This window comes from Buttiauxella sp. AC142, assembly GCF_979253435.1.
Genome location: NZ_CEEDCH010000001.1, coordinates 3,291,697 through 3,313,618, shown reverse-complemented (window position 1 = coordinate 3,313,618; position 21,922 = coordinate 3,291,697). Strand labels below are relative to the sequence as shown.

Sequence of the window (21,922 nt, the reverse complement as noted above, 5' to 3'; positions counted from 1 at the left end):
TCATCACGCCGCGATGTTTGGGCTGGCTTCTTCTTCAATTTTAAGTTTCCAGCCTGGCGTATTATCCCAGTATTGCTGTTCCCGCTCTAAGTCCAGCAACACCAGTGTGTTCTGGCTGAACCAGTCATAGGGGAAACGCAGCGTCCACTGATGCTCGTCCGTTTCCAGCACCAGCGTTGGTGGCGTGGTTGTCGCCTGGCGTTGATTGTTGAGTAATACAGCCAGGCGCAGAATCTGGATTAACGGCAAGAACTGCTTTTTCTTAAACAGCGTGAAGCGCGGCAGATCGTCAATTTTCACCCCTTTACGGTGATAACGCACTAACGATGCAATGAGCGTCTGCTGTTCCTGGTTAAATCCAGGCAGGTCGCTGTGTTGCAGAATATAAGCCGAATGGCGATGAAGCCCGCTGTGGTTAATATTCAGCCCGACCTCATGCAGCATGGCTGACCATTTCAACAGCGCGGACATTTGCGGATTTGCCTGTTTCGGGTTTTGCACTTCCCACTGCTGATAAATATGTTCGGTTGTCGCCAGCACGCGCTTGGCCTGATCGCTGTCGATATGATATTGGTCAGCCAGACTTTGCGCAGTACGGATGCGTATGTCCTGATGGCGGAAACGGCCTTCCATTTCATACAGCACGCCTTCACGCAACGCCCCGTCAGACAAACGCAGTTCACGGATAGCCAATGAGTCAAACACGCCGCACAGAATCGCCAGCCCCGGCACAAACACCGCTTTGCGTTCCTCGGATAAACCCGGCAGGCTCATTGCGCTGAAACTTTTGTACTTCAACACTTCATCGCGCAGCATTTCCAGGCGCTCAGGCGTAATAATGCCGTCTTTTTCGCCCATGCTGACCAGCACTTCGTGGGCCGCTTTGATGGTGCCAGAAGCGCCCATCGCCACATTCCAGCCTTGTAAACGGTACTGCCAGGAAAGATTCTCCAGCTTTTGTACCGCAGCAAGCCGCGCGCGTTTGAAGTTTTCGGCGGTAATAGCACCCCGTGGGAAAAAGTTTTGCGCAAAGCTCACACAGCCCATACGGCGGCTTTCGACCAGCATCGGCTCGAAATCTTCGCCGATGACTAACTCGGTCGAACCGCCACCGATATCAATCACCAGTTTGCGGCCTTTTTCAGGTTGGGTATGTTCCACACCCATGAAAATCAGGCGCGCTTCTTCATTACCGGAAATAATCTCAATCGGGTAGGGGATAACCTGCTCGGCACGTTTGAGGAACTCTTCGGCGTTCACTGCCTGACGCAAACTGTGCGTGCCGACGATGCAGACGTTATCGGCCGAGAAACCCTGCAAACGTTCAGCAAATAACGCAAGGCATGACAGCCCACGTTCAATCGCCTCTTCGCTTAACTCGTTGTCGGCATTCAGGCCATCAGCCAAATGAACACGTTGTTTCAGGCGTCCGATGATTTGCATCGCGCCGTCAACCACACGGGCAATAACCATGTGGAAGCTGTTCGAGCCAAGATCTACCGCAGCGAATTCTTGCGGTCGTGGAGCATGTTTTTTTATTGGCATGATTTTATAGTCAGCATGATGCGTTATTCAGGTTGTTCCAGAGACTTGATGTAATCGTAAATCGCCAGCTGTGAGCGCACCTTGCGGCGATTACCGCGCGGAACATAGCGGTTACTCAACTCTTTGTCGAGATAGCGGGCTTTCACCGTGTCACTGAACAAGATTTCAATAATATCCAGCACCCGTTGTTTCAGGCGCGGATCGAGGATGGCAACCGCAACTTCGATACGGTAATCAATGTTGCGCGTCATCCAGTCGGCAGACGAAAGATACACTTTCTTATCGCCACCATTTTCAAATATATAGACCCGGTCGTGTTCCAGATAACGGTCTACGATACTGATAACCCGAATGTTATCGCTGATCCCCTCCAGATTTGGGATAAGCGAGCACATACCGCGCACCAGCAAATTCACCTTCACACCCGAGCTTGACGCAGCATACAGCCTGTCTACCAGCCCTTTATCGACCAGGTTATTGAGTTTCAGAGTAATGCCAGACGGTTCGCCGTTTTGCGCATTCGCAATTTCTTTATCGACCAAATCGTAAAGCAGGCGGCGTGAGTTCTGCGGCGAAACCATCAGATGTTCAAACGTCACCGGGCGATACGGGTTTTCGATAAAGTTGAATACCCGGCGCACTTCATTGGTGATGCGCGCATCGCAGGTCAGCAAGGAATAGTCGGTATATAGACGAGCGGTTTTCTCGTTAAAGTTACCGGTGCCGATGTGGGCATAACGCACCACTTCTTCACCTTCTTTACGCGAAATCAGGAATAATTTTGCGTGGATCTTCAGACCCGGTGCCGAGAAAATGACGTGCACCCCGGCTTCGGTCAGGCGCTTTGCCCAATGAATATTGGCTTCTTCGTCAAAACGCGCTTGCAGCTCAACCACCACGGTGACTTTCTTGCCATTGTGTGCGGCATGAATCATCGACTCAATAATGCGCGAGTCTTTCGCGACGCGGTAAATATTGATTTTAATCGCCAGTACGCTCGGGTCGAACGAGGCCTGACGCAGTAATTCCAGCACGTGTTCAAAAGTGTGATACGGGTAATAAAGCAGCACGTCACGATTACGAATCGCATCAAATCCGTTACGGAATTTATCGAACCAGATATGGCGCAGCCGCGGCAGAGGTTTGTTGATTAAATTGGCTTTGCCAACATTTGGGAAGTTAATGAAATCTTTAAAATTGTGGTAACGGCCACCGGGAATAATGGAGTCGTAATTAGTGATAGTCAGCTTATTACGTAGCATTTCGACCATCGCATCAGGCATATCGCGCTGGTAAACAAAACGCACCGGCTCGGCGGTGAGGCGCTGTTTTAAGCTTGATGACATCAGTTCCAGCAGGCTGGACTCCATTTCTGTCACCAGGTCGTATTCTGCGTCGCGGGTCATTTTCATTGAGTAAGCATTCAACGAATCGTAATCGAAGAACCCTTTGAAAATGTCATCCAGGCAATAACGCAGAATGTTATCGAGCAGGATCATTGGTTTGCGGCGACGGGGTGCTTCCGGCGGCAAATTCACGAAACGGGGCACTTTATCGGACGGGATTTCTAGCAGGGCGTAACGAATATCGCTGCCCTGAATAATCTCAACCGCCAGATAGGTGTAATCATCTTTAAGGAACTGCACCAGATCGGTTTCGTTATTGATGAGGATCGGTGTGATGTGCTGGCGCAAATAGTGTTTGAAGTAATGACGCAGCCAGTTTTGCTGATTTGGCGAAAGCTGGCGTTCGTTGATCAAGAAGATCTGATTACGCGCCATTTCCAACAGCAAATCGTTATACAGCCCATCAAATTCCTGGTCGGCTTTCAGCACGCGCGCCTGAATTTTATTAAGCAAATGGCGCGAATTAGGTGCCGTACCTTGTTCTTCACTGATCAGAATGCGCCGTTTAAGTTCGGCGAAACGGACCTTGTAGAATTCATCAAGGTTATTCGAATAGATGCCGAGAAAACGCATTCTCTCGATCAGCGGGTTAATTTTATCCGCCGCTTCCTGGAGCACGCGTTCGTTAAAATTCAACCAACTCAGTTCTTTTTCGATGTACAGCTTATCCTGACCCATTAGCCCTCACACTCCGTTTTCGTGGACGTTAAAATGCCGTCACGTCTGTCATTATGGCGAGCTTTGGCGGGGAATGTCCAACGCTGGCCGTAAAGTATGACAAAACGCGATTTAAGATGTGATTTACGTTAAGTAAGCGTCGTAGGTCGGAGAAATGAAAAAGGGGCAAAAGCCCCTTAATTTTATTCGTCTGCGGCATAACCTTGCGGTGGCAGTTGAGTGCCATCAAGCCATGCGCTGTTATCGCGCATCTCTAGTCTCCCGTCGATAAACCAGGAAACAACCAGCGGATAAATAGCGTGTTCTTGAGTTTGCACGCGCGCGGTGATGTCTTCTTCATCATCACCTTCAAACACGGGAACCGTAGCCTGAAGAATGACCGGGCCGCCATCCAGTTCATCAGTCACAAAATGCACCGACGTTCCGTGGACTTCATCGCCATTTTCCAGAACCTGACGATGTGTGTTCAGGCCTGGATATTTAGGCAACAAAGAAGGATGAATGTTAATCAGGCGGCCCGCATAGTGCCCGACAAACTCCGGGCTAAGAATGCGCATGTAACCTGCCAGAACCACCAGATCGGGCGCGTAGGCGTCAATCTCAAGCATCAATTCACGATCGAACGCAGCGCGATCGGCGAACTGGCTGGCCGTTAATGCGTGCGCAGGAATTTCTGTTTCACGCGCACGTTCAAGCCCAAAAGCATCGGTTTTATTGCTGAATACAGCCGCAACGGTGCCATTAATTTTTTTATGCTTGCAGGCATCAATAATCGCCTGAAGATTGCTTCCGTTACCGGAAACCAGCACCACAATGCGTTTCATTATTCAATAACCACACGCTCGGAGGAATCAGAAGCTTTGATACTACCGATTTTCCAGGCGTTTTCACCTTTTGCGTTCAGGAATGCTACCGCTTTATCAGCTTCAGCCGCAGGCAGAGCAATCAGCATGCCGACGCCGCAGTTAAAGGTGCGGTACATTTCGTGGCGGCTGATATTCCCGGCTTGTTGCAACCAGTTGAATACCGCAGGCCATTGCCATGAAGATTCAGCGATCACGGCCTGAGTGTTGTCCGGCAGTACGCGCGGGATGTTTTCCCAGAAACCGCCACCGGTCAGGTGTGCAATTGCGTGAACGTCCACCTGTTCAATCAATTCAAGAATCGACTTCACATAGATGCGGGTCGGTTCGAGCAGATGATCGGCCAGCGGCTTGCCTTCCAGTTCGGTGGTCAGCGGGTCAGCACCACTCACTTCCAGCACTTTACGCACCAGAGAGTAACCGTTGGAGTGCGGGCCACTTGAAGCCAAGGCGATCAGCACATCGCCGTCGGTTACTTTGGAACCGTCGATGATTTCAGATTTCTCAACCACGCCGACGCAGAAACCGGCAACGTCGTAATCTTCGCCATGATACATCCCTGGCATTTCAGCAGTTTCACCGCCGACTAACGCACAACCAGATTGCAGACAACCTTCGGCGATACCGGAGATAACACTGGCAGCGGTCTCGACTTCAAGTTTGCCCGTCGCATAATAATCGAGGAAAAACAGCGGCTCAGCACCCTGAACAACCAGGTCATTGACACACATTGCGACCAGGTCGATACCGATTGTGTCGTGACGTTTTAAATCCATCGCCAGACGCAGTTTCGTACCCACACCATCGGTGCCAGAAACCAGCACAGGTTCACGATACTTCTGAGGCAACGCGCACAGCGCACCGAAACCACCCAGCCCACCCATGACTTCCGGGCGGCGAGTCTTTTTCACTACACCTTTGATTTTATCGACCAGAGCGTTACCAGCATCAATATCAACACCGGCATCTTTATAGCTAAGAGAGGTTTTGTCGGTCACTGCTAAGTCCCCGCGGATGGGTTAGAAATAAAAAACGCCGCAATTCTAACAGTGGAGGCAAACGTTTGCGAGCCTCTTGTTCAGCGGGATGTAATTATTATCGTTCTATACTGATTTCACCCAGCTTGATCTCGAAGCGGTGGCGCGGTGTTAAAAAAGCGGTATAATCCGGCGATTTTTTTTATGGTGGCCAACTATCTCGGGGAGAAAGAGTATGAAGATCGTGGAAGTCAAACACCCACTCGTCAAACACAAGCTGGGCCTGATGCGTGAGAACGACATTAGCACCAAACGCTTTCGTGAACTCGCCTCAGAAGTTGGCAGCTTGCTGACTTACGAAGCTACGGCGGATCTGGAAACTGAAAAAGTCACTATCGAAGGCTGGAACGGCCCGGTAGAGATCGATCAGATTAAAGGCAAGAAAATTACCGTTGTGCCAATCCTGCGTGCAGGCCTGGGCATGATGGAAGGTGTGCTGGAAAACGTTCCAAGCGCGCGCATCAGCGTTGTGGGTATCTACCGTAACGAAGAAACCCTGGAGCCAGTCCCTTACTTCCAGAAACTGGTTTCTAACATTGAAGAACGTATGGCGCTGGTGGTTGACCCTATGCTGGCAACCGGCGGTTCTATGATCGCAACCATCGACCTGCTGAAAAACGCCGGTTGTACCAGCATCAAAGTGCTGGTTTTGGTGGCAGCACCTGAAGGTATCGCCGCGCTGGAAAAAGCGCACCCGGACGTAGAGCTGTTCACCGCTTCTATCGATCAGGGCCTGAACGAGCACGGATACATTATTCCGGGCCTCGGCGATGCCGGGGACAAAATATTTGGTACTAAGTAAAAATTGAGCCGACTTCGAAAGTCGGCTTTTTTTTGATTTGTTCGAGCCGTTATTTCAAAAAACAATACTCAGAGGAAAACACAATGACACGCCGCGCCATTGGAGTGAGCGAAAGACCACCCCTGCTGCAAACGATACCGTTAAGTTTGCAACACCTGTTCGCGATGTTTGGTGCCACCGTTTTGGTGCCTATTTTGTTCCACATCAACCCGGCGACTGTGCTGCTGTTTAACGGGATCGGGACGCTACTGTACCTCTTTATCTGTAAAGGTAAAATCCCGGCTTATCTCGGTTCGAGCTTTGCGTTTATTTCGCCAGTGCTCCTGCTCCTGCCGCTGGGTTATGAAGTTGCTCTGGGCGGTTTTATCATGTGCGGCGTGCTGTTCTGTATTGTGGCGCTAATTGTGAAAAAAGCCGGTACTGGCTGGCTGGATGTGATGTTCCCACCGGCGGCGATGGGCGCGATTGTGGCGGTTATCGGTCTTGAGTTGGCGGGTGTGGCAGCGAATATGGCGGGTTTACTGCCTGCTGATGGTACTTCACCAGATTCAACGACCATCATCATTTCTCTGGTTACGCTTGCCGTGACTATCTTTGGCTCTGTGTTGTTCCGTGGTTTCCTGGCCATCATTCCGATTCTTATCGGCGTGCTGGCGGGTTATGCACTCTCCTTCGCCATGGGTGTGGTAGACATCACGCCAATTATCGAAGCGCATTGGTTTGCATTGCCAACCTTCTATACTCCGCGCTTTGAATGGTTCGCCATTCTCACCATTTTGCCAGCGGCGCTGGTGGTGATTGCCGAGCATGTGGGTCACCTTGTCGTGACGGCAAACATCGTGAAGAAAGATTTGATTCGCGACCCTGGTCTGCATCGTTCCATGTTTGCCAACGGCATTTCGACTATTTTCTCAGGTTTCTTCGGCTCTACGCCGAATACGACTTACGGCGAAAACATCGGCGTCATGGCGATTACCCGCGTGTATTCCACTTGGGTTATTGGCGGAGCGGCGATTCTGGCCATTCTGCTTTCTTGCATTGGCAAACTGGCGGCGGCGATTCAAGTCATCCCGGTTCCGGTCATCGGTGGTGTTTCACTGCTGCTGTACGGCGTGATTGGCGCGTCCGGTATTCGCGTGTTGATCGAATCAAAAGTCGATTACAACAAAACGCAAAACCTGATCCTGACTTCAGTGATTCTGATCATCGGCGTGAGTGGCGCGAAAGTGCACATCGGCGCAGCAGAATTGAAAGGCATGGCGCTGGCGACGATCGTGGGTGTGGGCCTGAGCCTTATCTTCAAATTGATCAGCGTCTTGCGCCCGGAAGAAGTGGTGCTGGATGCCGAAGAAAACGACGTAAAATAGCCATTTAGCTTAAAGCCGGGCGGCGTGCTCGCCCGGTTCTCCTGATCCTCATTTCTGTGATAGACTCTCTGCGTTTTTCTGCCTGTTATGGTTGAGGTAATTCTGAATACGCCGGCACAGCTATCACTGCCACTCTATTTACCTGATGACGAAACTTTTGCGAGTTTCTGGCCGGGTGATAACCCTGCTTTACTCGCTGCACTCCAGTCTGTGCTCCGCCAGGATCATAGCGGCTATATTTATTTCTGGTCGCGAGAAGGAGGAGGGCGCAGCCATCTGCTGCATGCCGCCTGTGCGGAACTATCCCAACGTGGCGAAGCTGTCGGCTATGTGCCGCTTGATAAACGCACCTGGTTTGTCCCGGAAGTGCTTGATGGCATGGAACAACTTTCGTTGGTGTGCATCGATAATATCGAGTGCGTGGCGGGCGACGAACTGTGGGAAATGGCGATTTTTAATCTCTATAACCGCATTCTGGAATCTGGGAAAACCCGCTTGCTGATCACCGGCGATCGCCCGCCGCGCCAGCTGAATCTGCAATTACCCGACCTTGCATCGCGCCTGGATTGGGGGCAAATCTACAAGCTACAGCCATTATCGGATGACGATAAACTTCAGGCCCTGCAATTGCGTGCGAAGCAGCGTGGTTTTGAATTGCCAGAAGACGTGGGCCGTTTCCTGTTAAAGCGTCTGGACCGGGAAATGCGCACACTGTTTATGACGCTCGATCAGCTTGATCATGCGTCGATTACGGCACAGAGAAAACTGACGATCCCGTTTGTGAAAGATATTTTAGGCCTGTAAAACCACCCTCATCCCGGCCTTCTCCCTGAGGGAGAAGGAGACGCGGCAGTTCCCTCTCCTGGGGGAGAGGGCGTTAAATTACAAAATCTCCAGCACCGACTCCGGCGGGCGACCAATTCTTGCTTCACCATTTGCCAGCACAATCGGGCGCTCAATCAATTTAGGGTTTTCTATCATCGCCTGAATTAACTGATCTTCGCTTAACGCGGAATCCGCCAGCTTTAACTCCTTGTACAAATCCTCTTTCTGACGCATTAAATCGCGCGCGCTGGCAAAGCCTAACTTGCTTAATAACGATTTGAGCGTTGCGGCATCTGGCGGGGTTTCCAGATACAGCACAACTTCAGGTTCTACACCATTCGCTTTCAGAAGGCTTAACGTTTCACGGCTCTTAGAGCAGCGCGGATTGTGGTAAATAGAAACGGTGGGCATCGTAACTCCTGTTACATCTTAGAATACTGAAGGAAGCGTTTTTGCAATTCGCGGAACTGATCGATTCTCGCGTCATAACGAGCCTGCTGCAAGCTGCCGAGTTTCACTTGTGAACTGGCGCTACTGAGCAGCGTGATAGCCTGATCGAGTTTGCCGACAAGCGCCATGACTTCTGCACGAGCCGCCAGTTCCTGGTCACGGTTGCCTAATGCCGCCTCGGCTTGCGCTAACAAATCCCAGCCGTTGCTGTCATCAGGATGGCTAAACGTATAACGATTCAGAATGGCTGCGGCCTGAGCGGGTTGTTTTGCCTGAACGTAAGCGTTGGCAAGGTTAAGTTGCAATACCGGGTTTTGCTTCAGATCCGGGGCGTTTTTCAGGCGGTTTACCGCATCTGCCGTTTTATTCTGCCCAAGATCGATATCCGTCGCTAAGTCGAGATACCAGGTATTGGCAGGCTGTGCGACCAGCAGCGGTTGCAACAGCTTGCGAGCTTCATCCCATTTATCGTTACCCATCGCCTGAAGTGCGCGGCCATAGGCAGAGGCATACTGTTCACGGATATTACCCTTCGCCCAATTATCTAATATATCGCTGGTTAACTGGTTACGGCCAGAATTATACATGCCGAGCGTACGCGCTTTCGCCATGTAAAAATCTTCGGAAGATTGCACGACGACCGGGCGCATTTGGTTGGCGCGGTTACGGGCATCCGACAAACGGCTTTCCGGCAATGGGTGAGTCAGTAGGATTTCCGGCGGACGTGATGAATAGCGCGATTGATCGAGCAGCTTTTCAAGGAAGGTTGGCATCGCTTGCGGATCAAAACCTGAACGCTGCAACACCTGAATACCAATGCGGTCTGCTTCCTGTTCGTTTTGCTGCGTGAAGCTGATCATGCCTTGCTGCGTTCCCGCAAGGGTGCCGCTTAATGCCGCCATCCCGGCCTGCGGGCTGGCCATTGCCAGTAAAATAGACCCTAAAGCGCCAACCCAGGTGAGTGGGGCGTTCTTTTTCTGATCTTCCATAGCGCGTGCCAAATGGCGTTGCGTGACGTGGGAGATTTCGTGCGCCATAACCGATGCAAGCTGGCTTTCGTTATCGGCATAACGGAATAGTGCTGAGTGCAGCACCACGTTGCCGCCAAAGAAAGCAAAGGCGTTGATTTCATCGTTGTTGATCAAGAAGAAATGGAACGGTGTCTTGACGGAGTTGGCATGGCTAACTAAACGCATACCGAGCTGGTTAATATACTGTACGAGCAAAGGATCATTGATTAAAGGAGCACTGCCTCGCAACTGACGAACATAATAGTCGCCCATCTGCAATTCCTGTCCTATCGACAGAGTGCTTCCCGCAGACGTGCCCATATCAGGCAGTTGATCGGTAACATCTGCAAAGGCGGGTGTTGCCGGGCCGGCGAGTAGAGCGGCCATCAGAGTTGCAACCAGCGATTTTTTCAACTGCTTGAACATACGTCCTGTCCTGTTTAATCAAAGTTAATCTTCGACACGTATTAGGTGGTTTTGTTCGCCAGCCTTGATGAACTTTAGCCCACACCGTGATTGAAACCTATCTTAGCCGTGGCAATTTTAAACTGCTATTGAACAGAGATAAAAAGCGAAGTCTTTACAGTGACATTTAGATACAATCTCTTTTCGCTCAATGCTGTCAGGGAAGGGTTGTATGCTCGAAATGTTGTTGCAATGGTATCGACGACGGTTTAGCGATCCAGAAGCTATCGCGCTACTGGTTATTCTGGTTGCAGGTTTTGTCATCCTGTTCTTCTTCCACGGGCTTTTAGCGCCGCTGCTGGTGGCGATAGTTCTGGCTTATTTGCTGGAGTGGCCAACCGCGCGACTTCAACGTGTCGGGTGTTCCCGAACCTGGGCGACGACGATTATTCTGGTGCTTTTCGTTGGCATTTTGCTGTTGATGGTATTGGTCGTCGCACCCGTGGCCTGGCAGCAAGGCATCTATCTGATTCGCGATATGCCAGGAATGCTGAATAAACTTTCTGAATATGCCGCCACACTCCCAAGACGTTATCCGGCGCTGGTTGATGCGGGCATTATTGATGCCATCGCCGAGAATATGCGTGGCCGCATGATGGGGATGGGTGACCAGGTTGTGAAATACTCGCTGGCTTCGTTGGTGGGTCTACTCACGCTGGCGATTTACCTGGTGCTGGTTCCGCTGATGGTGTTCTTCCTGGTCAAAGACAAAGAGCAAATGCTCAATGCAGTGCGCCGAGTCTTGCCGCGAAATCGCGGGCTGGCAGGGCAGGTCTGGCTGGAGATGAACCAGCAAATCACTAACTATATTCGCGGCAAAGTATTAGAAATGCTGGTCGTGGGCGTGGTGACGTATATCGGTTTTGTGGTTTTTGGGCTGAACTATTCACTGCTGCTTGCCGTGCTGGTGGGGTTCTCGGTGTTGATTCCTTACATAGGCGCGTTTGTCGTGACTATTCCAGTGGTCTGCGTGGCGCTGTTCCAGTTTGGCATTGGCCCCGAATTCTGGACGCTTTTCGCCGTGTATCTCATCATTCAGGCGCTGGACGGCAACTTGCTGGTGCCGGTGTTATTCTCTGAAGCGGTGAATTTGCATCCATTGGTGATTATTCTTTCGGTCGTGATATTTGGCGGTTTGTGGGGATTCTGGGGCGTGTTCTTCGCTATTCCACTCGCTACGCTTATCAAAGCGGTGGTTCATGCCTGGCCGGATAGCTTACTGATAGACGACAAGACGAATTAGAGACAGTAAAAAGCCGACGTGAAGTCGGCTTTTTTAATATTGTTCCTGCGATATTTAAGCGTTTTCTTTCAGCCAGTTCACCACGATATCGTGATGGTTGCTGGTTTTGAAATCATCAAACACTTTCTCAACTTTTCCTTCGCCATCCAGCAGGAAGCTGATGCGATGGATACCATCGTAGGTTTTACCCATAAACGATTTCTCACCCCAGACGCCAAATTGCTCGCAGACTTGATGGTCTTCGTCAGAAAGCAACGTGAAGTTGAGTAACTCTTTTTCGGCAAAACGTGAAAGTTTTTCGGGTTTGTCGGTGCTGATGCCCAGCACTTCCACACCTTTCTTTTTCAACTCGTCCATGTTGTCACGCAAACCACACGCTTGCACGGTACAGCCTGGCGTCATCGCTTTAGGATAGAAATAAACCAGAACGCGCTGTCCCTGGAAGTCGGTTAAATTTATTTGCTCACCGTCTTGATCGGGCAAGCTAAATTTCGGTGCGCTATCACCGGCTTTCAGTGGGCTCATTACAACTCTCCGTCTTAATCATCTTGCTGTGGATAATTCACAACGTTAATACTGCCCTGTGCTTTGAGTTCTGTACAGAGGGCCTTGAACGCATCTTCGATAACGCTCGCATCCTGAGATGCCGGACTATGCGCCGTAATCTGAATGTATAGCTGTGCCGGATTGCCATCCTGCGCGGGTTGTGTCCGTGAGCTAAGCTCCGCGATATTCATGTGGTGAATATCAAACAGATTGGTAAAGCGCTCAATTAAATGAGGCGAATCAGTGACTTCGACCTGAACCCATACCGTCGCAGGCATCGCCGGGCGCTCTTGCGCGGCGGTTCGCTTCATAACAATCAGCAAATCAAGCTCGGCGCCTTTTAGCGGTAACGTTGATTCAATCAGGGTTATCGCATTCCAGGTACCCGACAGCAGCATAATAAACGTGAACTCTTCACCGAGCATAGCGAGGCGACTGTCTTCAATATTACAGCCGCAACTGCTCACATGGCGGGTGATGGTATTTACAATACCCGGCCGGTCAGCCCCAAGGGCCGTGATGACCAAATAATGGTGTGGTGAGGGAGTCAAACGTATTCTTCCTGTGAATCGGTGAGTTAACATAAGGAAAGCATAAAAAAAACTTGCGTACAACCGTATGGCATCACTTGGTGACTTGCTTTTGATCCTGCACCAAACGTACCATTGAGACACTTGTTAGCACAGAGGATGGCCAATGTTCACTGGAAGTATTGTCGCGCTTGTGACGCCGATGGATGAGAAAGGTAATGTCTGCCGGTCAAGCCTGAAAAAACTGATTGATTACCATGTCGCCAGCGGAACATCGGCGATTGTATCGGTAGGTACTACCGGAGAGTCTGCTACGTTGAGTCACGACGAGCACGGTGATGTGGTACTGATGACTCTGGAACTGGCCGATGGCCGTATTCCTGTTATCGCAGGGACTGGCGCCAACGCCACCTCTGAAGCTATCTCCCTGACAAAGCGTTTTGAAAACAGCGGAGTGGTGGGCTGCCTGACAGTCACGCCATATTACAACCGCCCAACTCAGGAAGGGTTGTATCAGCACTTCAAAGCAATCGCTGGAAGCACCGACCTGCCGCAGATGCTGTACAATGTGCCATCTCGTACCGGTTGCGACATGCTGCCTGAAACCGTAGGCCGTCTGGCGAAGATAAAAAATATTATTGGTATCAAAGAAGCAACCGGGAACTTAACACGAGTAAACCAGATCAAAGAGCTGGTTGAAGATGACTTCATCCTGGTCAGCGGCGATGACGCCAGTGCGCTCGATTTCATGCAATTGGGTGGTCACGGTGTGATTTCTGTGACGGCAAACGTAGCCGCGCGTGAAATGGCAGAAGTGTGTAAACTGGCCGCCAATGGGCAATATGCGCAAGCGCGTGCTATCAACGAACGTTTGATGCCGCTGCACAATAAATTATTTGTAGAACCCAACCCTATCCCAGTCAAATGGGCTTGTAGAGAGTTGGGACTTGTGGCAACCGATACCTTGCGCCTGCCAATGACACCGCTGACTGAAGCCAGTCGTCCGGTGATTATTAGCGCGCTCAAGCATGCCGGTTTGCTGTAAAGTTTAGGGAGATTTGATGGCTTACTCAGTACAGAAGTCGACGGTGGCGAAAGTTGCAGTGGTATCGCTTGCAATGCTGTTAGCAGCATGCAGCACCGACCAGCGTTATAAGCGCCAGGTTAGTGGTGACGAATCCTATCTGGATGCTGCACCCCTCGCGGAAATTCACGCACCGACCGGGATGATCCTGCCGGTGCAGAATGGCCAATATGACATTCCGGTCACCAACGGCAGCGGCGCAGTAGGCAAAGGGCTGGATATTCGTCCGCCAGCTCAACCTCTGGCATTAGTCAGTGGCGCACGAACTCAGTTTACGGGTGATACCGCAACACTGATGGTTGAAAGTTCGCGTAGCGCAACGCTTTGGCCACAGGTTGTTAGCGTCCTTCAGGCGAAAAATTACGGCATCGATAAACGTGATGACGCGACACAAACCCTGACGACTGACTGGGTGCAATGGAACCGTGCTGATGAAGATGACCAGTATCGTGGCCGCTATCAAATCAGTGTGAAACCACAGGGCTATCAACAAGCCGTGGTGGTTAAATTGCTGAACCTGGAGCAGGCGGGCAAGCCGGTTTCAGATGCAGCCTCTATGCAGCGTTACAGCGCAGAAATGCTGAACAGCATCAGCGCGGGTCTGGACAAAACCCAGACTGACCTGCAAAACGCCAAAGACAGCCGTGTAGCAACGCAGCTTGATGTACAAAGTGCTGCGGATGACACTGGTTTACCAATGTTGGTGGTGCGTGGTCCGTACAACGTGGTGTGGAGCCGTTTACCTGCAACGCTTGAAAAAGTGGGCATGAAAGTTACCGACTCAACGCGTTCAACCGGCAGCGTGGCGGTGACGTACAAACCATTGTCTGATAGCGCATGGCAGGATTTAGGGGCGAAAGACCCAGGTCTGTCCAGTGGCGACTATAAACTGCAAGTTGGCGACCTCGATAACCGCAGTAGTTTGCAGTTCATCGACCCTAAAGGTCACACGCTAACGCAGTCGCAGAATGATGCACTGGTAGCCGCATTCCAGGCAGCTTTCAGCAAGTAACATTTAGAGGCCAGAGCAATCTGGCCTTTTTTCTGATAGGCTACGCAAACGTGTGCGTAGCCACAGATAGCGGAATTTTTTAGTTAAATCACACCTGGAGTAAGAAAGATGCAAAAGCAAGCTGAGTTGTATCGTGGAAAAGCGAAGACCGTATACAGCACGGAGAACCCGGATCTGTTGGTGCTCGAATTCCGCAATGATACGTCAGCAGGAGACGGTGCGCGCATCGAACAGTTTGACCGTAAAGGCATGGTGAACAATAAGTTCAACCATTTCATTATGGCTAAACTGGAAGAAGCGGGCATTCCTACGCAAATGGAAGCTCTGCTCTCCGACAACGAAGTGCTGGTAAAAAAGCTCGATATGGTGCCGGTTGAGTGCGTCATTCGTAACCGCGCGGCAGGTTCTCTGGTAAAGCGTCTGGGTATTGAAGAAGGTATTGTGCTCAACCCGCCGCTGTTTGACCTGTTCCTGAAAAACGATGCGATGCATGACCCGATGGTCAACGAGTCTTACTGCGAAACCTTTGGTTGGGTGAGCAAAGAGAATCTGGCGCGTATGCGTGAGCTCAGCTACAAAGCTAACGATGTCCTGAGCAAAATCTTTGACGACGCGGGCCTGATCCTGGTCGATTTCAAGCTGGAGTTCGGTCTGTTCAACGGTGAGGTTGTACTGGGTGATGAGTTTTCCCCAGACGGTAGCCGCCTGTGGGACAAAGAAACTCTCGATAAAATGGACAAAGATCGTTTCCGCCAAAGCCTGGGTGGACTGATTGAAGCCTACGAAGAAGTCGCGAAGCGTATTGGCGTTAAATTAGACTAAAATCTCGCACGATTCTTATGAAGCCGAATGTGTTCTCACATTCGGCTTTTTCACGTCTTGTTTCTTATGGTAATTCTGGAATTAACCACCTACGATCTATCTATTACAAAATATTAAAAGAGGCCGCCTATGCGCTGGCAAGGTCGTCGCGAAAGCGACAATGTTGAAGACAGAAGAAATAACTCTTCCGGTCCAAGCTTTGGTGGGGGAGGCGGCGGGTTCCGCTTGCCCGGTGGGAAAGGCGGCATCATTTTACTCATCGTTGTGGTCGTAGCGAGTTATTACGGCGTCGATCTCACTTCAATGCTTGGTGGCCAACCGGTTCCGCAGCAGCAATCTGCGCAACGTTCTATCAGCCCTAACGATGACGAAGCGGCTAAATTCACCTCGGTTATTCTGGCAACCACAGAAGACACCTGGGGGCAGATTTTCCAGAAAATGGGTCGTACCTATCAGCAGCCAAAACTGGTGATGTACCGTGGCGCGACGCGCACGGGATGCGGAACGGGTCAATCAGTGATGGGGCCATTCTACTGCCCGGCAGACAGCACCGTGTACATCGACCTTTCGTTCTACGATGACATGAAAAGCAAGCTGGGTGCGGATGGTGATTTTGCTCAGGGCTATGTTATTGCTCATGAAGTCGGCCACCATGTGCAGAAATTGCTCGGCATTGAGCCGAAAGTACGCCAGCTTCAGCAAAGCGCAAGCCAGGCTGAAGGCAATCGCCTGTCCGTAAAAATGGAATTACAGGCTGATTGCTTCGCAGGTGTCTGGGGCAACAGCATGCAAAAACAAGAAGTGCTGGATGCCGGAGATTTGCAGGAAGCGCTGAACGCGGCGGAAGCCATTGGCGATGACCGTCTGCAACAGCAAGGGCAAGGACGCGTAGTGCCAGACAGCTTCACTCATGGGACTTCAGAGCAGCGTTACACCTGGTTTAAACGTGGGTTTGACAGCGGCGACCCAGCACAATGCAATACCTTCGGTAATACCGTCAAATAACGAGATGTGGCAAGGATTGATGCTATGGAACAGCTAAGGCACGCAACTGCCATTATGGCTGATGCCGGTATTCGCCGGATGATGATTCTGGCGGGCGAGAGTGCGTGGAGCAGCCAGCATGTTCAGGCGCTCGCCCGGCAATTACCCGGCGACTGGTTGTGGGTTGGAGCGGCACCAGAATTGCCGCTGCACTGTGCAACTTCAGCCATACGCACCTTGCTGGGTCGCGAATTTCTCCACGCGGTTTTTGATGCGCGCAACGGGCTGGATGCTGAAGCGCTCGCCGCTCTGGCTGGAACGCTGAAAGCAGGAAGCTGGTTAGTGCTTCTGGCACCGCTGTGGAACGAATGGCCGATGCGACCGGACTGTGATTCAAACCGCTGGAGTGAACAACCGGAAGCGATTCCTACCCCTCATTTTGTCGCTCACCTGCAACACTGCATTGATGCCGATAGCGAGTGCGTGCTCTGGCAGCAGAACCAGGCGCTAAGTTTCCCCGAATTTGCATCACGTCCTATGTGGCACGCCGCCCAGGGCGCTCCTTTCGATGAGCAGGCAGCCATACTCAACGAGCTTGTAAAAATGCCGCCAGGTGTCGCGGTAGTGACCGCCCCGCGGGGCCGGGGGAAATCCGCGCTGGCGGGCATGTTATTACGCATGATTGCCGGAAAAGGGTTAGTCACCGCACCCGGTAAAGCCGCGACGGACGTGCTGGCAGAACATGCGGGCGATGGCTTTAGTTTTGTCGCCCCTGATGCATTGCTGGCGAATACCGCAGCTTTTCAGGCCGACTGGCTGATCATTGATGAAGCGGCGGCACTTCCCGCGCCACAGTTACGCGAACTCATTGCCCATTTTCCGCGAGTTTTACTGACTACCACCGTTCAGGGCTATGAAGGCACCGGGCGCGGGTTTGTTCTCAAATTCTGTGCAAGCCTTGATGCTCTCACGCGTTACACCCTCTCGACTCCCATCCGCTGGGCGGTAAACGATCCGTTGGAACAACTTATCGACACCATTTTGCTGTTTGATGAACCTGACGTGACGACGGCACCACAAGGCGGGGTTTCTCTGCAAACCATTGAACGTAGCAGCGAATTGCAACCCTCTGAACAGTGGCAAGGGATGTACCGCCTGCTATCTGGGGCGCATTATCGAACCAGCCCTCTGGACTGGCGTCGTATGCTCGATGCCCCTGGTCAGCATTTTATTGCCGCTATCAGCGATGATGAAACGGTAGGTGCTACCTGGCTTGTCGAAGAGGGGGGGCTGGATGAGCATCTGAGTCGCGCTGTGTGGGCGGGTTTTCGCCGCCCTCGCGGTAATTTAGTCGCGCAGTCGCTGGCCGCGCATGGGGGCAGCCCGCTTGCCGCAACGCTTAAGGGATTACGCGTCAGCCGTATTGCGGTGCATCCGCTGCGTCAACGTCAGCAAATCGGCCAGCAGATGATTGCCTGGGCGAAGGAGCATGCGCCGCAGGATATTGATTATCTTTCGGTCAGCTTCGGTTTCACCGATGAGCTATGGCGCTTCTGGCAATGTTGTGGATTTGAGTTAGTGCGTGTCGGCAGCCACCGTGAGGCCAGCAGCGGCTGCTACACCGCGATGGCATTATTGCCACTGACGGGGCAAGGCAAAGCGCTGACTGAACACGAACAAACCCGGCTACAGCGCGATATCTGCTGGCTGCAACCGTGGATTGATCAACCTTTGCCAGTGATTTCCCTCGCAGAGGCTGCGCTAAATAGTGATGACTGGCTGGAACTGACCGGTTTTGCATTTGGCCATCGCCCGCTTGAAGCCTGCCTGGGTTCACTTAATCGTCTGTTACTTGCCAGTGATTTGCCGCTCAATGCGCTGCGTGCGCGAGTGCAACAGCAATCAAATGTGGACACCATTTGCCAACAATTACAGATTTCGGGTCGTAAGGGCTTGCTCAATGTCATGCGCCAGGAGGTACAAAAAGCGTTGGAAAAACTCGATAAGCAACAGTGTATTGCTCTGAAAACCTCGCTTTTGCAATTGCAATTTTTCCACTAAGTCGTTCAGTCAAATGGCATGGTCATCAAAAGTAGTCAGCGTATAGTCAACTCCAGAAACTTAAGGAGAAAACCATGAAACACGAACACTTTGTTGTCCAAAGCCCGGCGACACCTGCAAAACAACTGTTGTTGCTGTTTCATGGCGTGGGCGATAACCCGGTTGCGATGGGGCAAATCGGCAGTTGGTTTGCGCCGCATTTCCCGGATGCACTGGTCGTCAGCATCGGCGGCCCGGCATCAAGCGGCCCGTATCAGGGGCGTGAATGGTTTTCAGTGGCTGGCGTGACGGAAGAAAACCGGCAGCAGCGGGTCAACGCTATCATGCCAACGTTTGTCGAAGTCGTGCGTTACTGGCAAAAACACAGCGGTGTACCCGCGAATGCCACAGCACTGATTGGTTTCTCACAAGGAGCCATCATGGCACTTGAGGGCGTTAAAGCTGAAGCTGAGCTGGCTTCGCGCGTGGTGGCATTTAATGGCCGATATGCGCAGCTTCCGCAGGCAGCCTCTACCGCAACCACCATTCATTTGATTCATGGTGATGATGATAGAGTGATTGATGTGAAACACGCGTTTGATGCATCAGAAGCATTAACGCAGTTGGGTGGAGATGTGACGCTGGACGTGCTTGACGATTTAGGTCACGCCATTGATGACCGCAGTATTCAGATTGCACTGGATCACCTGCGCTATACAGTGCCAAAACATTACTTCGATGAAGCATTGAGCGGCGGTAAACCGAACGACGACGATATTGTTGAGTTTCTTTGAGATGGAACTCCCTCACCCTAACCCTCTCCCCAGGGGGAGAGGATAGATCGGTTTTCCCCTCTCCTAGGGGAGAGGGCCGGGGTGAGGGCGAAACTTAAGGCTTTTTCTTCGGGAAATCATCTTCGTCATCCCACTTATCGTTAAAGTCACGATGTGGAGGAAGCTCAGGTTTATTCGCCATATATTTTTTCGGATCAATACGTTTCAGATCCTTAATAACATTAAGGAAAATGCCAAGTAGCAGCACCAGTACGATGATCCACCAGTAATGCGATAGCCATTCCATGCTCATACCTCTTTCGCCTTCTTACTTGACGTTGTCGCGGCGTTAGCTGCACTCACTTACCCGAATCACTTACTCAAGTAAGCTCATCGGGATAAGCTCTCTGGCTGCCTTGCTACAACGCCAATTAATTTGGCGATTGTTAATGTTAATTGCGACCTGTCAGGCGACAAGCTGCTCCATAATACGTTGATACATACGGGCAAGAAGTTGCAGGTCAGCGGCGTTAACACACTCATTAATTTTATGAATAGTCGCGTTCACTGGCCCCAGCTCCACCACTTGTGCCCCCATCCGCGCGATAAAACGTCCATCGGATGTGCCGCCAGTGGTCAACAGTTGCGGCCTGATTTCATTATAGTGCTCAACTGCATTCACTACCGCATCCACTAACTTTCCGCGTGACGTCAGGAACGGTTGACCTGAAAGCCACCAGTCCAGCGTGTAACGCAACTCATATTTATCGAGCAGCGCAATCACGCGCTGTTTAATATCTTCGTCGGTTAGTTCCGTGCTGAAACGGAAGTTGAACTGGACGAACATATCACCTGGAATCACGTTGTTGCTGCCAGTGCCCGCCTGAACATTGGCAATCTGCATACTGGTCGCCGGGAAGAATTCGTTGCCTTTGTCCCACTCAATCGTGACTAACTCGTTCAACATCGGTGCTGCACGGTGAACCGGGTTATCAGCCAGATGCGGATAAGCAACGTGGCCCTGCACGCCGTGAATGGTCAAGTTGCAGGTCAATGAACCACGGCGGCCATTCTTCACCACATCGCCGACGACTTCAGTGCTCGAAGGCTCGCCCACCAGGCAGTAATCGAGCCTTTCGTGGCGTGCCATCAGCGTTTCGACGACTTTTACCGTGCCATTTTTTGCACTGGCTTCTTCATCGGAAGTAATCAGGAATGCCAGGCGGCCTTTGTGGTGCGGGTACTGTGCAACGAAACGCTCGGCAGCCACTACCATCGCCGCCAGCGAACCTTTCATATCCGCAGCGCCACGGCCAAATAACATGCCATCGCGAATAGTCGGTTCAAACGGCGGGTTAATCCAGCGGTCAGCGTCACCAGAAGGCACGACATCGGTATGACCAGCAAACGCCAGCGTTTCGCCTTTTCCTCGCCATGCCCAGAAGTTTTGTGTGTCGCCAAAATCCATATGCTCGATGGTAAAACCGATGGCACGTAGTCGCTCAATCATCAGCGCCTGGCAGCCAGCGTCGTCAGGGCTGAGGGAAGGGCGGCGGATAAGCTGTTGCGTCAGCTCAATAACCGGGCAAGACATAGGACTATACCTCGTTGATAAACTGCTGATAGTTCGATTCATTGAAACCCAGCAGCATAGGCTGCCCTGGCGCGTAGAGCAATGGGCGTTTGATGATTGCTGGCATTTCGAGCATCAGCTTCGCTGCGGTTTGTGCATCCGTAATGCTTGCGCGATGCGCTTCGTCGAGCTTACGCCAGGTCGTCCCACGTGTATTTAGCAATGCTTCCCACCCGAGTTCCGCGATAAAACTATTCAATAATTCGGCATCAAGGCCGTCAACGCGATAATCATGAAATTGATATTCCACCCCTTGAGTTTCCAGGTAGCGTCGGGCTTTCTTGATGGTGTCGCAGTTTTTTATACCGTAGAGAATTATCACGGAGTTAATCCTTATCTTTAAAAAATGATTTTTTATGCAGGTAATCAGAATAATTAAAATGATAAAAAAGTCGCAAGGAAAAATATAACCTGGTTGCTACTCTAAAGGTTAGGTAATAGTATTTTTTTTCCGGGCTGATTAATTACTCACCATTCACTGCAACACTTTTCTGATCCTCTGGTTGCGGCGACAAGTCAGATTTTTAGTGACTTCCAGGGCGAATTCTTAAAGTAGATGAAACATTTTGTTTCAGGTGCTTTGTCACATTTTTAATTACCTGTTCAGCTAATAATTAAGCCAATACGCAGTCGACTCTTAATATTTGATGATAGCCAGCGAAGCCGCAAAGTAACGTGGCTTCACTCCAGGGAAGGGATTACGTATAATGAGAATAGAAATAGAGAGGCGGTTATGATTGAACACGAACTAGGGAACTGGAAAGATTTCATTGAAGATATGCTTCGTAAATGATCTGACCGGGTATA

22 protein-coding genes are annotated in these 21,922 nt (G+C 51.2%); 11 read left to right on the top strand and 11 right to left on the bottom strand.

Going from position 1 to position 21,922, the window contains the following annotated elements; translation table 11 throughout:
- Positions 1–3: 3 nt before the first annotated feature.
- From ppx to purM, 4 genes are all read right to left on the bottom strand, one after another.
- Complete coding sequence (gene ppx / locus AC0IWZ_RS15475) at positions 4–1,545, bottom strand: exopolyphosphatase (RefSeq protein WP_471678975.1); 1,542 nt, start codon at positions 1,543–1,545, stop codon at positions 4–6.
- A 23-nt stretch (positions 1,546–1,568) separates the two neighbouring features.
- The gene (gene ppk1, locus AC0IWZ_RS15470) at positions 1,569–3,629 is read right to left on the bottom strand and encodes a polyphosphate kinase 1 (protein ID WP_034497592.1); all 2,061 of its coding nucleotides are present in this window, start codon (positions 3,627–3,629) and stop codon (positions 1,569–1,571) included.
- Positions 3,630–3,811: 182 nt separating this feature from the next.
- Positions 3,812–4,453 carry a phosphoribosylglycinamide formyltransferase gene (purN, locus tag AC0IWZ_RS15465; RefSeq protein WP_034497590.1) on the bottom strand — a complete coding sequence of 214 codons (642 nt, stop codon included), beginning with the start codon at positions 4,451–4,453 and terminating at the stop codon, positions 3,812–3,814.
- Entirely contained in the window at positions 4,453–5,490 is a 1,038-nt protein-coding gene (gene purM, locus AC0IWZ_RS15460) for a phosphoribosylformylglycinamidine cyclo-ligase (RefSeq protein WP_471678976.1), read from the bottom strand. Before purM ends, purN begins: the two co-directional genes overlap by 1 nt.
- A 214-nt stretch (positions 5,491–5,704) precedes the next feature.
- Between purM and upp the strand changes: the two genes are divergently transcribed.
- The 3 genes from upp (at position 5,705) to AC0IWZ_RS15445 (ending at position 8,502) form a co-directional block, all read left to right on the top strand.
- Complete coding sequence (upp, locus tag AC0IWZ_RS15455) at positions 5,705–6,331, top strand: uracil phosphoribosyltransferase (protein ID WP_034459132.1); 627 nt, start codon at positions 5,705–5,707, stop codon at positions 6,329–6,331.
- Positions 6,332–6,414: 83 nt separating this feature from the next.
- Positions 6,415–7,698, top strand: a complete 1,284-nt coding sequence (uraA, locus tag AC0IWZ_RS15450) for a uracil permease (RefSeq protein ID WP_034497586.1) — start codon at positions 6,415–6,417, stop codon at positions 7,696–7,698.
- Positions 7,699–7,800: 102 nt separating this feature from the next.
- Positions 7,801–8,502 (top strand): DnaA inactivator Hda, encoded by a 702-nt coding sequence (locus AC0IWZ_RS15445; RefSeq protein ID WP_246864883.1) that lies wholly within the window; start codon positions 7,801–7,803, stop codon positions 8,500–8,502.
- Between the two features lie 78 nt (positions 8,503–8,580).
- Here the strand turns inward: AC0IWZ_RS15445 and arsC are convergent, their stop codons facing one another.
- Both arsC and bepA read right to left on the bottom strand, forming a co-directional pair.
- Complete coding sequence (gene arsC, locus AC0IWZ_RS15440) at positions 8,581–8,934, bottom strand: arsenate reductase (glutaredoxin) (protein ID WP_471678977.1); 354 nt, start codon at positions 8,932–8,934, stop codon at positions 8,581–8,583.
- 11 nt (positions 8,935–8,945) lie between these two features.
- The gene (bepA, locus tag AC0IWZ_RS15435; protein ID WP_471678978.1) at positions 8,946–10,409 is read right to left on the bottom strand and encodes a beta-barrel assembly-enhancing protease; all 1,464 of its coding nucleotides are present in this window, start codon (positions 10,407–10,409) and stop codon (positions 8,946–8,948) included.
- Positions 10,410–10,620: 211 nt separating this feature from the next.
- Between bepA and AC0IWZ_RS15430 the strand changes: the two genes are divergently transcribed.
- Positions 10,621–11,691, top strand: a complete 1,071-nt coding sequence (locus AC0IWZ_RS15430) for an AI-2E family transporter (protein ID WP_034497575.1) — start codon at positions 10,621–10,623, stop codon at positions 11,689–11,691.
- Between the two features lie 54 nt (positions 11,692–11,745).
- Here the strand turns inward: AC0IWZ_RS15430 and bcp are convergent, their stop codons facing one another.
- Positions 11,746–12,216 carry a thioredoxin-dependent thiol peroxidase gene (gene bcp, locus AC0IWZ_RS15425; protein WP_034497573.1) on the bottom strand — a complete coding sequence of 157 codons (471 nt, stop codon included), beginning with the start codon at positions 12,214–12,216 and terminating at the stop codon, positions 11,746–11,748.
- Between the two features lie 14 nt (positions 12,217–12,230).
- Positions 12,231–12,788, bottom strand: a complete 558-nt coding sequence (locus tag AC0IWZ_RS15420) for a glycine cleavage system transcriptional repressor (RefSeq protein WP_034497570.1) — start codon at positions 12,786–12,788, stop codon at positions 12,231–12,233.
- Positions 12,789–12,933: 145 nt separating this feature from the next.
- Between AC0IWZ_RS15420 and dapA the strand changes: the two genes are divergently transcribed.
- The 6 genes from dapA (at position 12,934) to ypfH (ending at position 19,503) form a co-directional block, all read left to right on the top strand.
- Positions 12,934–13,812: a 4-hydroxy-tetrahydrodipicolinate synthase gene (gene dapA / locus AC0IWZ_RS15415; protein ID WP_471678979.1), complete on the top strand. Its 879-nt coding sequence runs from the start codon at positions 12,934–12,936 to the stop codon at positions 13,810–13,812.
- A 16-nt stretch (positions 13,813–13,828) separates the two neighbouring features.
- Positions 13,829–14,863 (top strand): outer membrane protein assembly factor BamC, encoded by a 1,035-nt coding sequence (bamC, locus tag AC0IWZ_RS15410; protein ID WP_410373465.1) that lies wholly within the window; start codon positions 13,829–13,831, stop codon positions 14,861–14,863.
- Positions 14,864–14,971: 108 nt separating this feature from the next.
- Positions 14,972–15,685: a phosphoribosylaminoimidazolesuccinocarboxamide synthase gene (purC, locus tag AC0IWZ_RS15405; RefSeq protein ID WP_034497563.1), complete on the top strand. Its 714-nt coding sequence runs from the start codon at positions 14,972–14,974 to the stop codon at positions 15,683–15,685.
- 129 nt (positions 15,686–15,814) lie between these two features.
- Positions 15,815–16,690, top strand: a complete 876-nt coding sequence (gene ypfJ, locus AC0IWZ_RS15400) for a KPN_02809 family neutral zinc metallopeptidase (RefSeq protein WP_034497560.1) — start codon at positions 15,815–15,817, stop codon at positions 16,688–16,690.
- 24 nt (positions 16,691–16,714) lie between these two features.
- Positions 16,715–18,730 (top strand): tRNA(Met) cytidine acetyltransferase TmcA, encoded by a 2,016-nt coding sequence (locus AC0IWZ_RS15395; RefSeq protein WP_471678980.1) that lies wholly within the window; start codon positions 16,715–16,717, stop codon positions 18,728–18,730.
- A 74-nt stretch (positions 18,731–18,804) separates the two neighbouring features.
- Positions 18,805–19,503 carry an esterase gene (gene ypfH / locus AC0IWZ_RS15390; RefSeq protein ID WP_471678981.1) on the top strand — a complete coding sequence of 233 codons (699 nt, stop codon included), beginning with the start codon at positions 18,805–18,807 and terminating at the stop codon, positions 19,501–19,503.
- A gap of 94 nt (positions 19,504–19,597) precedes the next feature.
- Here the strand turns inward: ypfH and AC0IWZ_RS15385 are convergent, their stop codons facing one another.
- The 3 genes from AC0IWZ_RS15385 to AC0IWZ_RS15375 form a co-directional block, all read right to left on the bottom strand.
- Positions 19,598–19,789 carry a YpfN family protein gene (locus tag AC0IWZ_RS15385; RefSeq protein WP_034459091.1) on the bottom strand — a complete coding sequence of 64 codons (192 nt, stop codon included), beginning with the start codon at positions 19,787–19,789 and terminating at the stop codon, positions 19,598–19,600.
- Between the two features lie 159 nt (positions 19,790–19,948).
- A complete protein-coding gene (gene dapE / locus AC0IWZ_RS15380) occupies positions 19,949–21,076 on the bottom strand; it encodes a succinyl-diaminopimelate desuccinylase (RefSeq protein ID WP_034497551.1) in 1,128 nt (375 codons plus the stop codon).
- A 4-nt stretch (positions 21,077–21,080) separates the two neighbouring features.
- Positions 21,081–21,437 carry an ArsC family reductase gene (locus AC0IWZ_RS15375; RefSeq protein ID WP_034497549.1) on the bottom strand — a complete coding sequence of 119 codons (357 nt, stop codon included), beginning with the start codon at positions 21,435–21,437 and terminating at the stop codon, positions 21,081–21,083.
- 411 nt (positions 21,438–21,848) lie between these two features.
- Between AC0IWZ_RS15375 and ypfM the strand changes: the two genes are divergently transcribed.
- Positions 21,849–21,908, top strand: coding sequence for a protein YpfM (gene ypfM, locus AC0IWZ_RS15370; protein ID WP_087867655.1), 60 nt, complete (start codon positions 21,849–21,851; stop codon positions 21,906–21,908).
- Positions 21,909–21,922: the final 14 nt, after the last annotated feature.

Excerpts from the sequence above, each read along its gene's own strand:
- bamC (WP_410373465.1), top strand. The coding sequence starts at position 13,829 with ATGGCTTACTCAGTACAGAAGTCGACGGTGGCGAAAGTTGCAGTGGTA.
- ppx (WP_471678975.1), bottom strand. The coding sequence starts at position 1,545 with ATGCCAATAAAAAAACATGCTCCACGACCGCAAGAATTCGCTGCGGTA.
- bcp (WP_034497573.1), bottom strand. The coding sequence starts at position 12,216 with ATGAGCCCACTGAAAGCCGGTGATAGCGCACCGAAATTTAGCTTGCCC.
- ppk1 (WP_034497592.1), bottom strand. The coding sequence starts at position 3,629 with ATGGGTCAGGATAAGCTGTACATCGAAAAAGAACTGAGTTGGTTGAAT.
- AC0IWZ_RS15395 (WP_471678980.1), top strand. The coding sequence starts at position 16,715 with ATGGAACAGCTAAGGCACGCAACTGCCATTATGGCTGATGCCGGTATT.
- AC0IWZ_RS15385 (WP_034459091.1), bottom strand. The coding sequence starts at position 19,789 with ATGGAATGGCTATCGCATTACTGGTGGATCATCGTACTGGTGCTGCTA.
- purN (WP_034497590.1), bottom strand. The coding sequence starts at position 4,453 with ATGAAACGCATTGTGGTGCTGGTTTCCGGTAACGGAAGCAATCTTCAG.
- purC (WP_034497563.1), top strand. The coding sequence starts at position 14,972 with ATGCAAAAGCAAGCTGAGTTGTATCGTGGAAAAGCGAAGACCGTATAC.
- ypfJ (WP_034497560.1), top strand. The coding sequence starts at position 15,815 with ATGCGCTGGCAAGGTCGTCGCGAAAGCGACAATGTTGAAGACAGAAGA.
- AC0IWZ_RS15430 (WP_034497575.1), top strand. The coding sequence starts at position 10,621 with ATGCTCGAAATGTTGTTGCAATGGTATCGACGACGGTTTAGCGATCCA.
- uraA (WP_034497586.1), top strand. The coding sequence starts at position 6,415 with ATGACACGCCGCGCCATTGGAGTGAGCGAAAGACCACCCCTGCTGCAA.
- ypfH (WP_471678981.1), top strand. The coding sequence starts at position 18,805 with ATGAAACACGAACACTTTGTTGTCCAAAGCCCGGCGACACCTGCAAAA.
- bepA (WP_471678978.1), bottom strand. The coding sequence starts at position 10,409 with ATGTTCAAGCAGTTGAAAAAATCGCTGGTTGCAACTCTGATGGCCGCT.
- dapE (WP_034497551.1), bottom strand. The coding sequence starts at position 21,076 with ATGTCTTGCCCGGTTATTGAGCTGACGCAACAGCTTATCCGCCGCCCT.
- upp (WP_034459132.1), top strand. The coding sequence starts at position 5,705 with ATGAAGATCGTGGAAGTCAAACACCCACTCGTCAAACACAAGCTGGGC.
- arsC (WP_471678977.1), bottom strand. The coding sequence starts at position 8,934 with ATGCCCACCGTTTCTATTTACCACAATCCGCGCTGCTCTAAGAGCCGT.
- dapA (WP_471678979.1), top strand. The coding sequence starts at position 12,934 with ATGTTCACTGGAAGTATTGTCGCGCTTGTGACGCCGATGGATGAGAAA.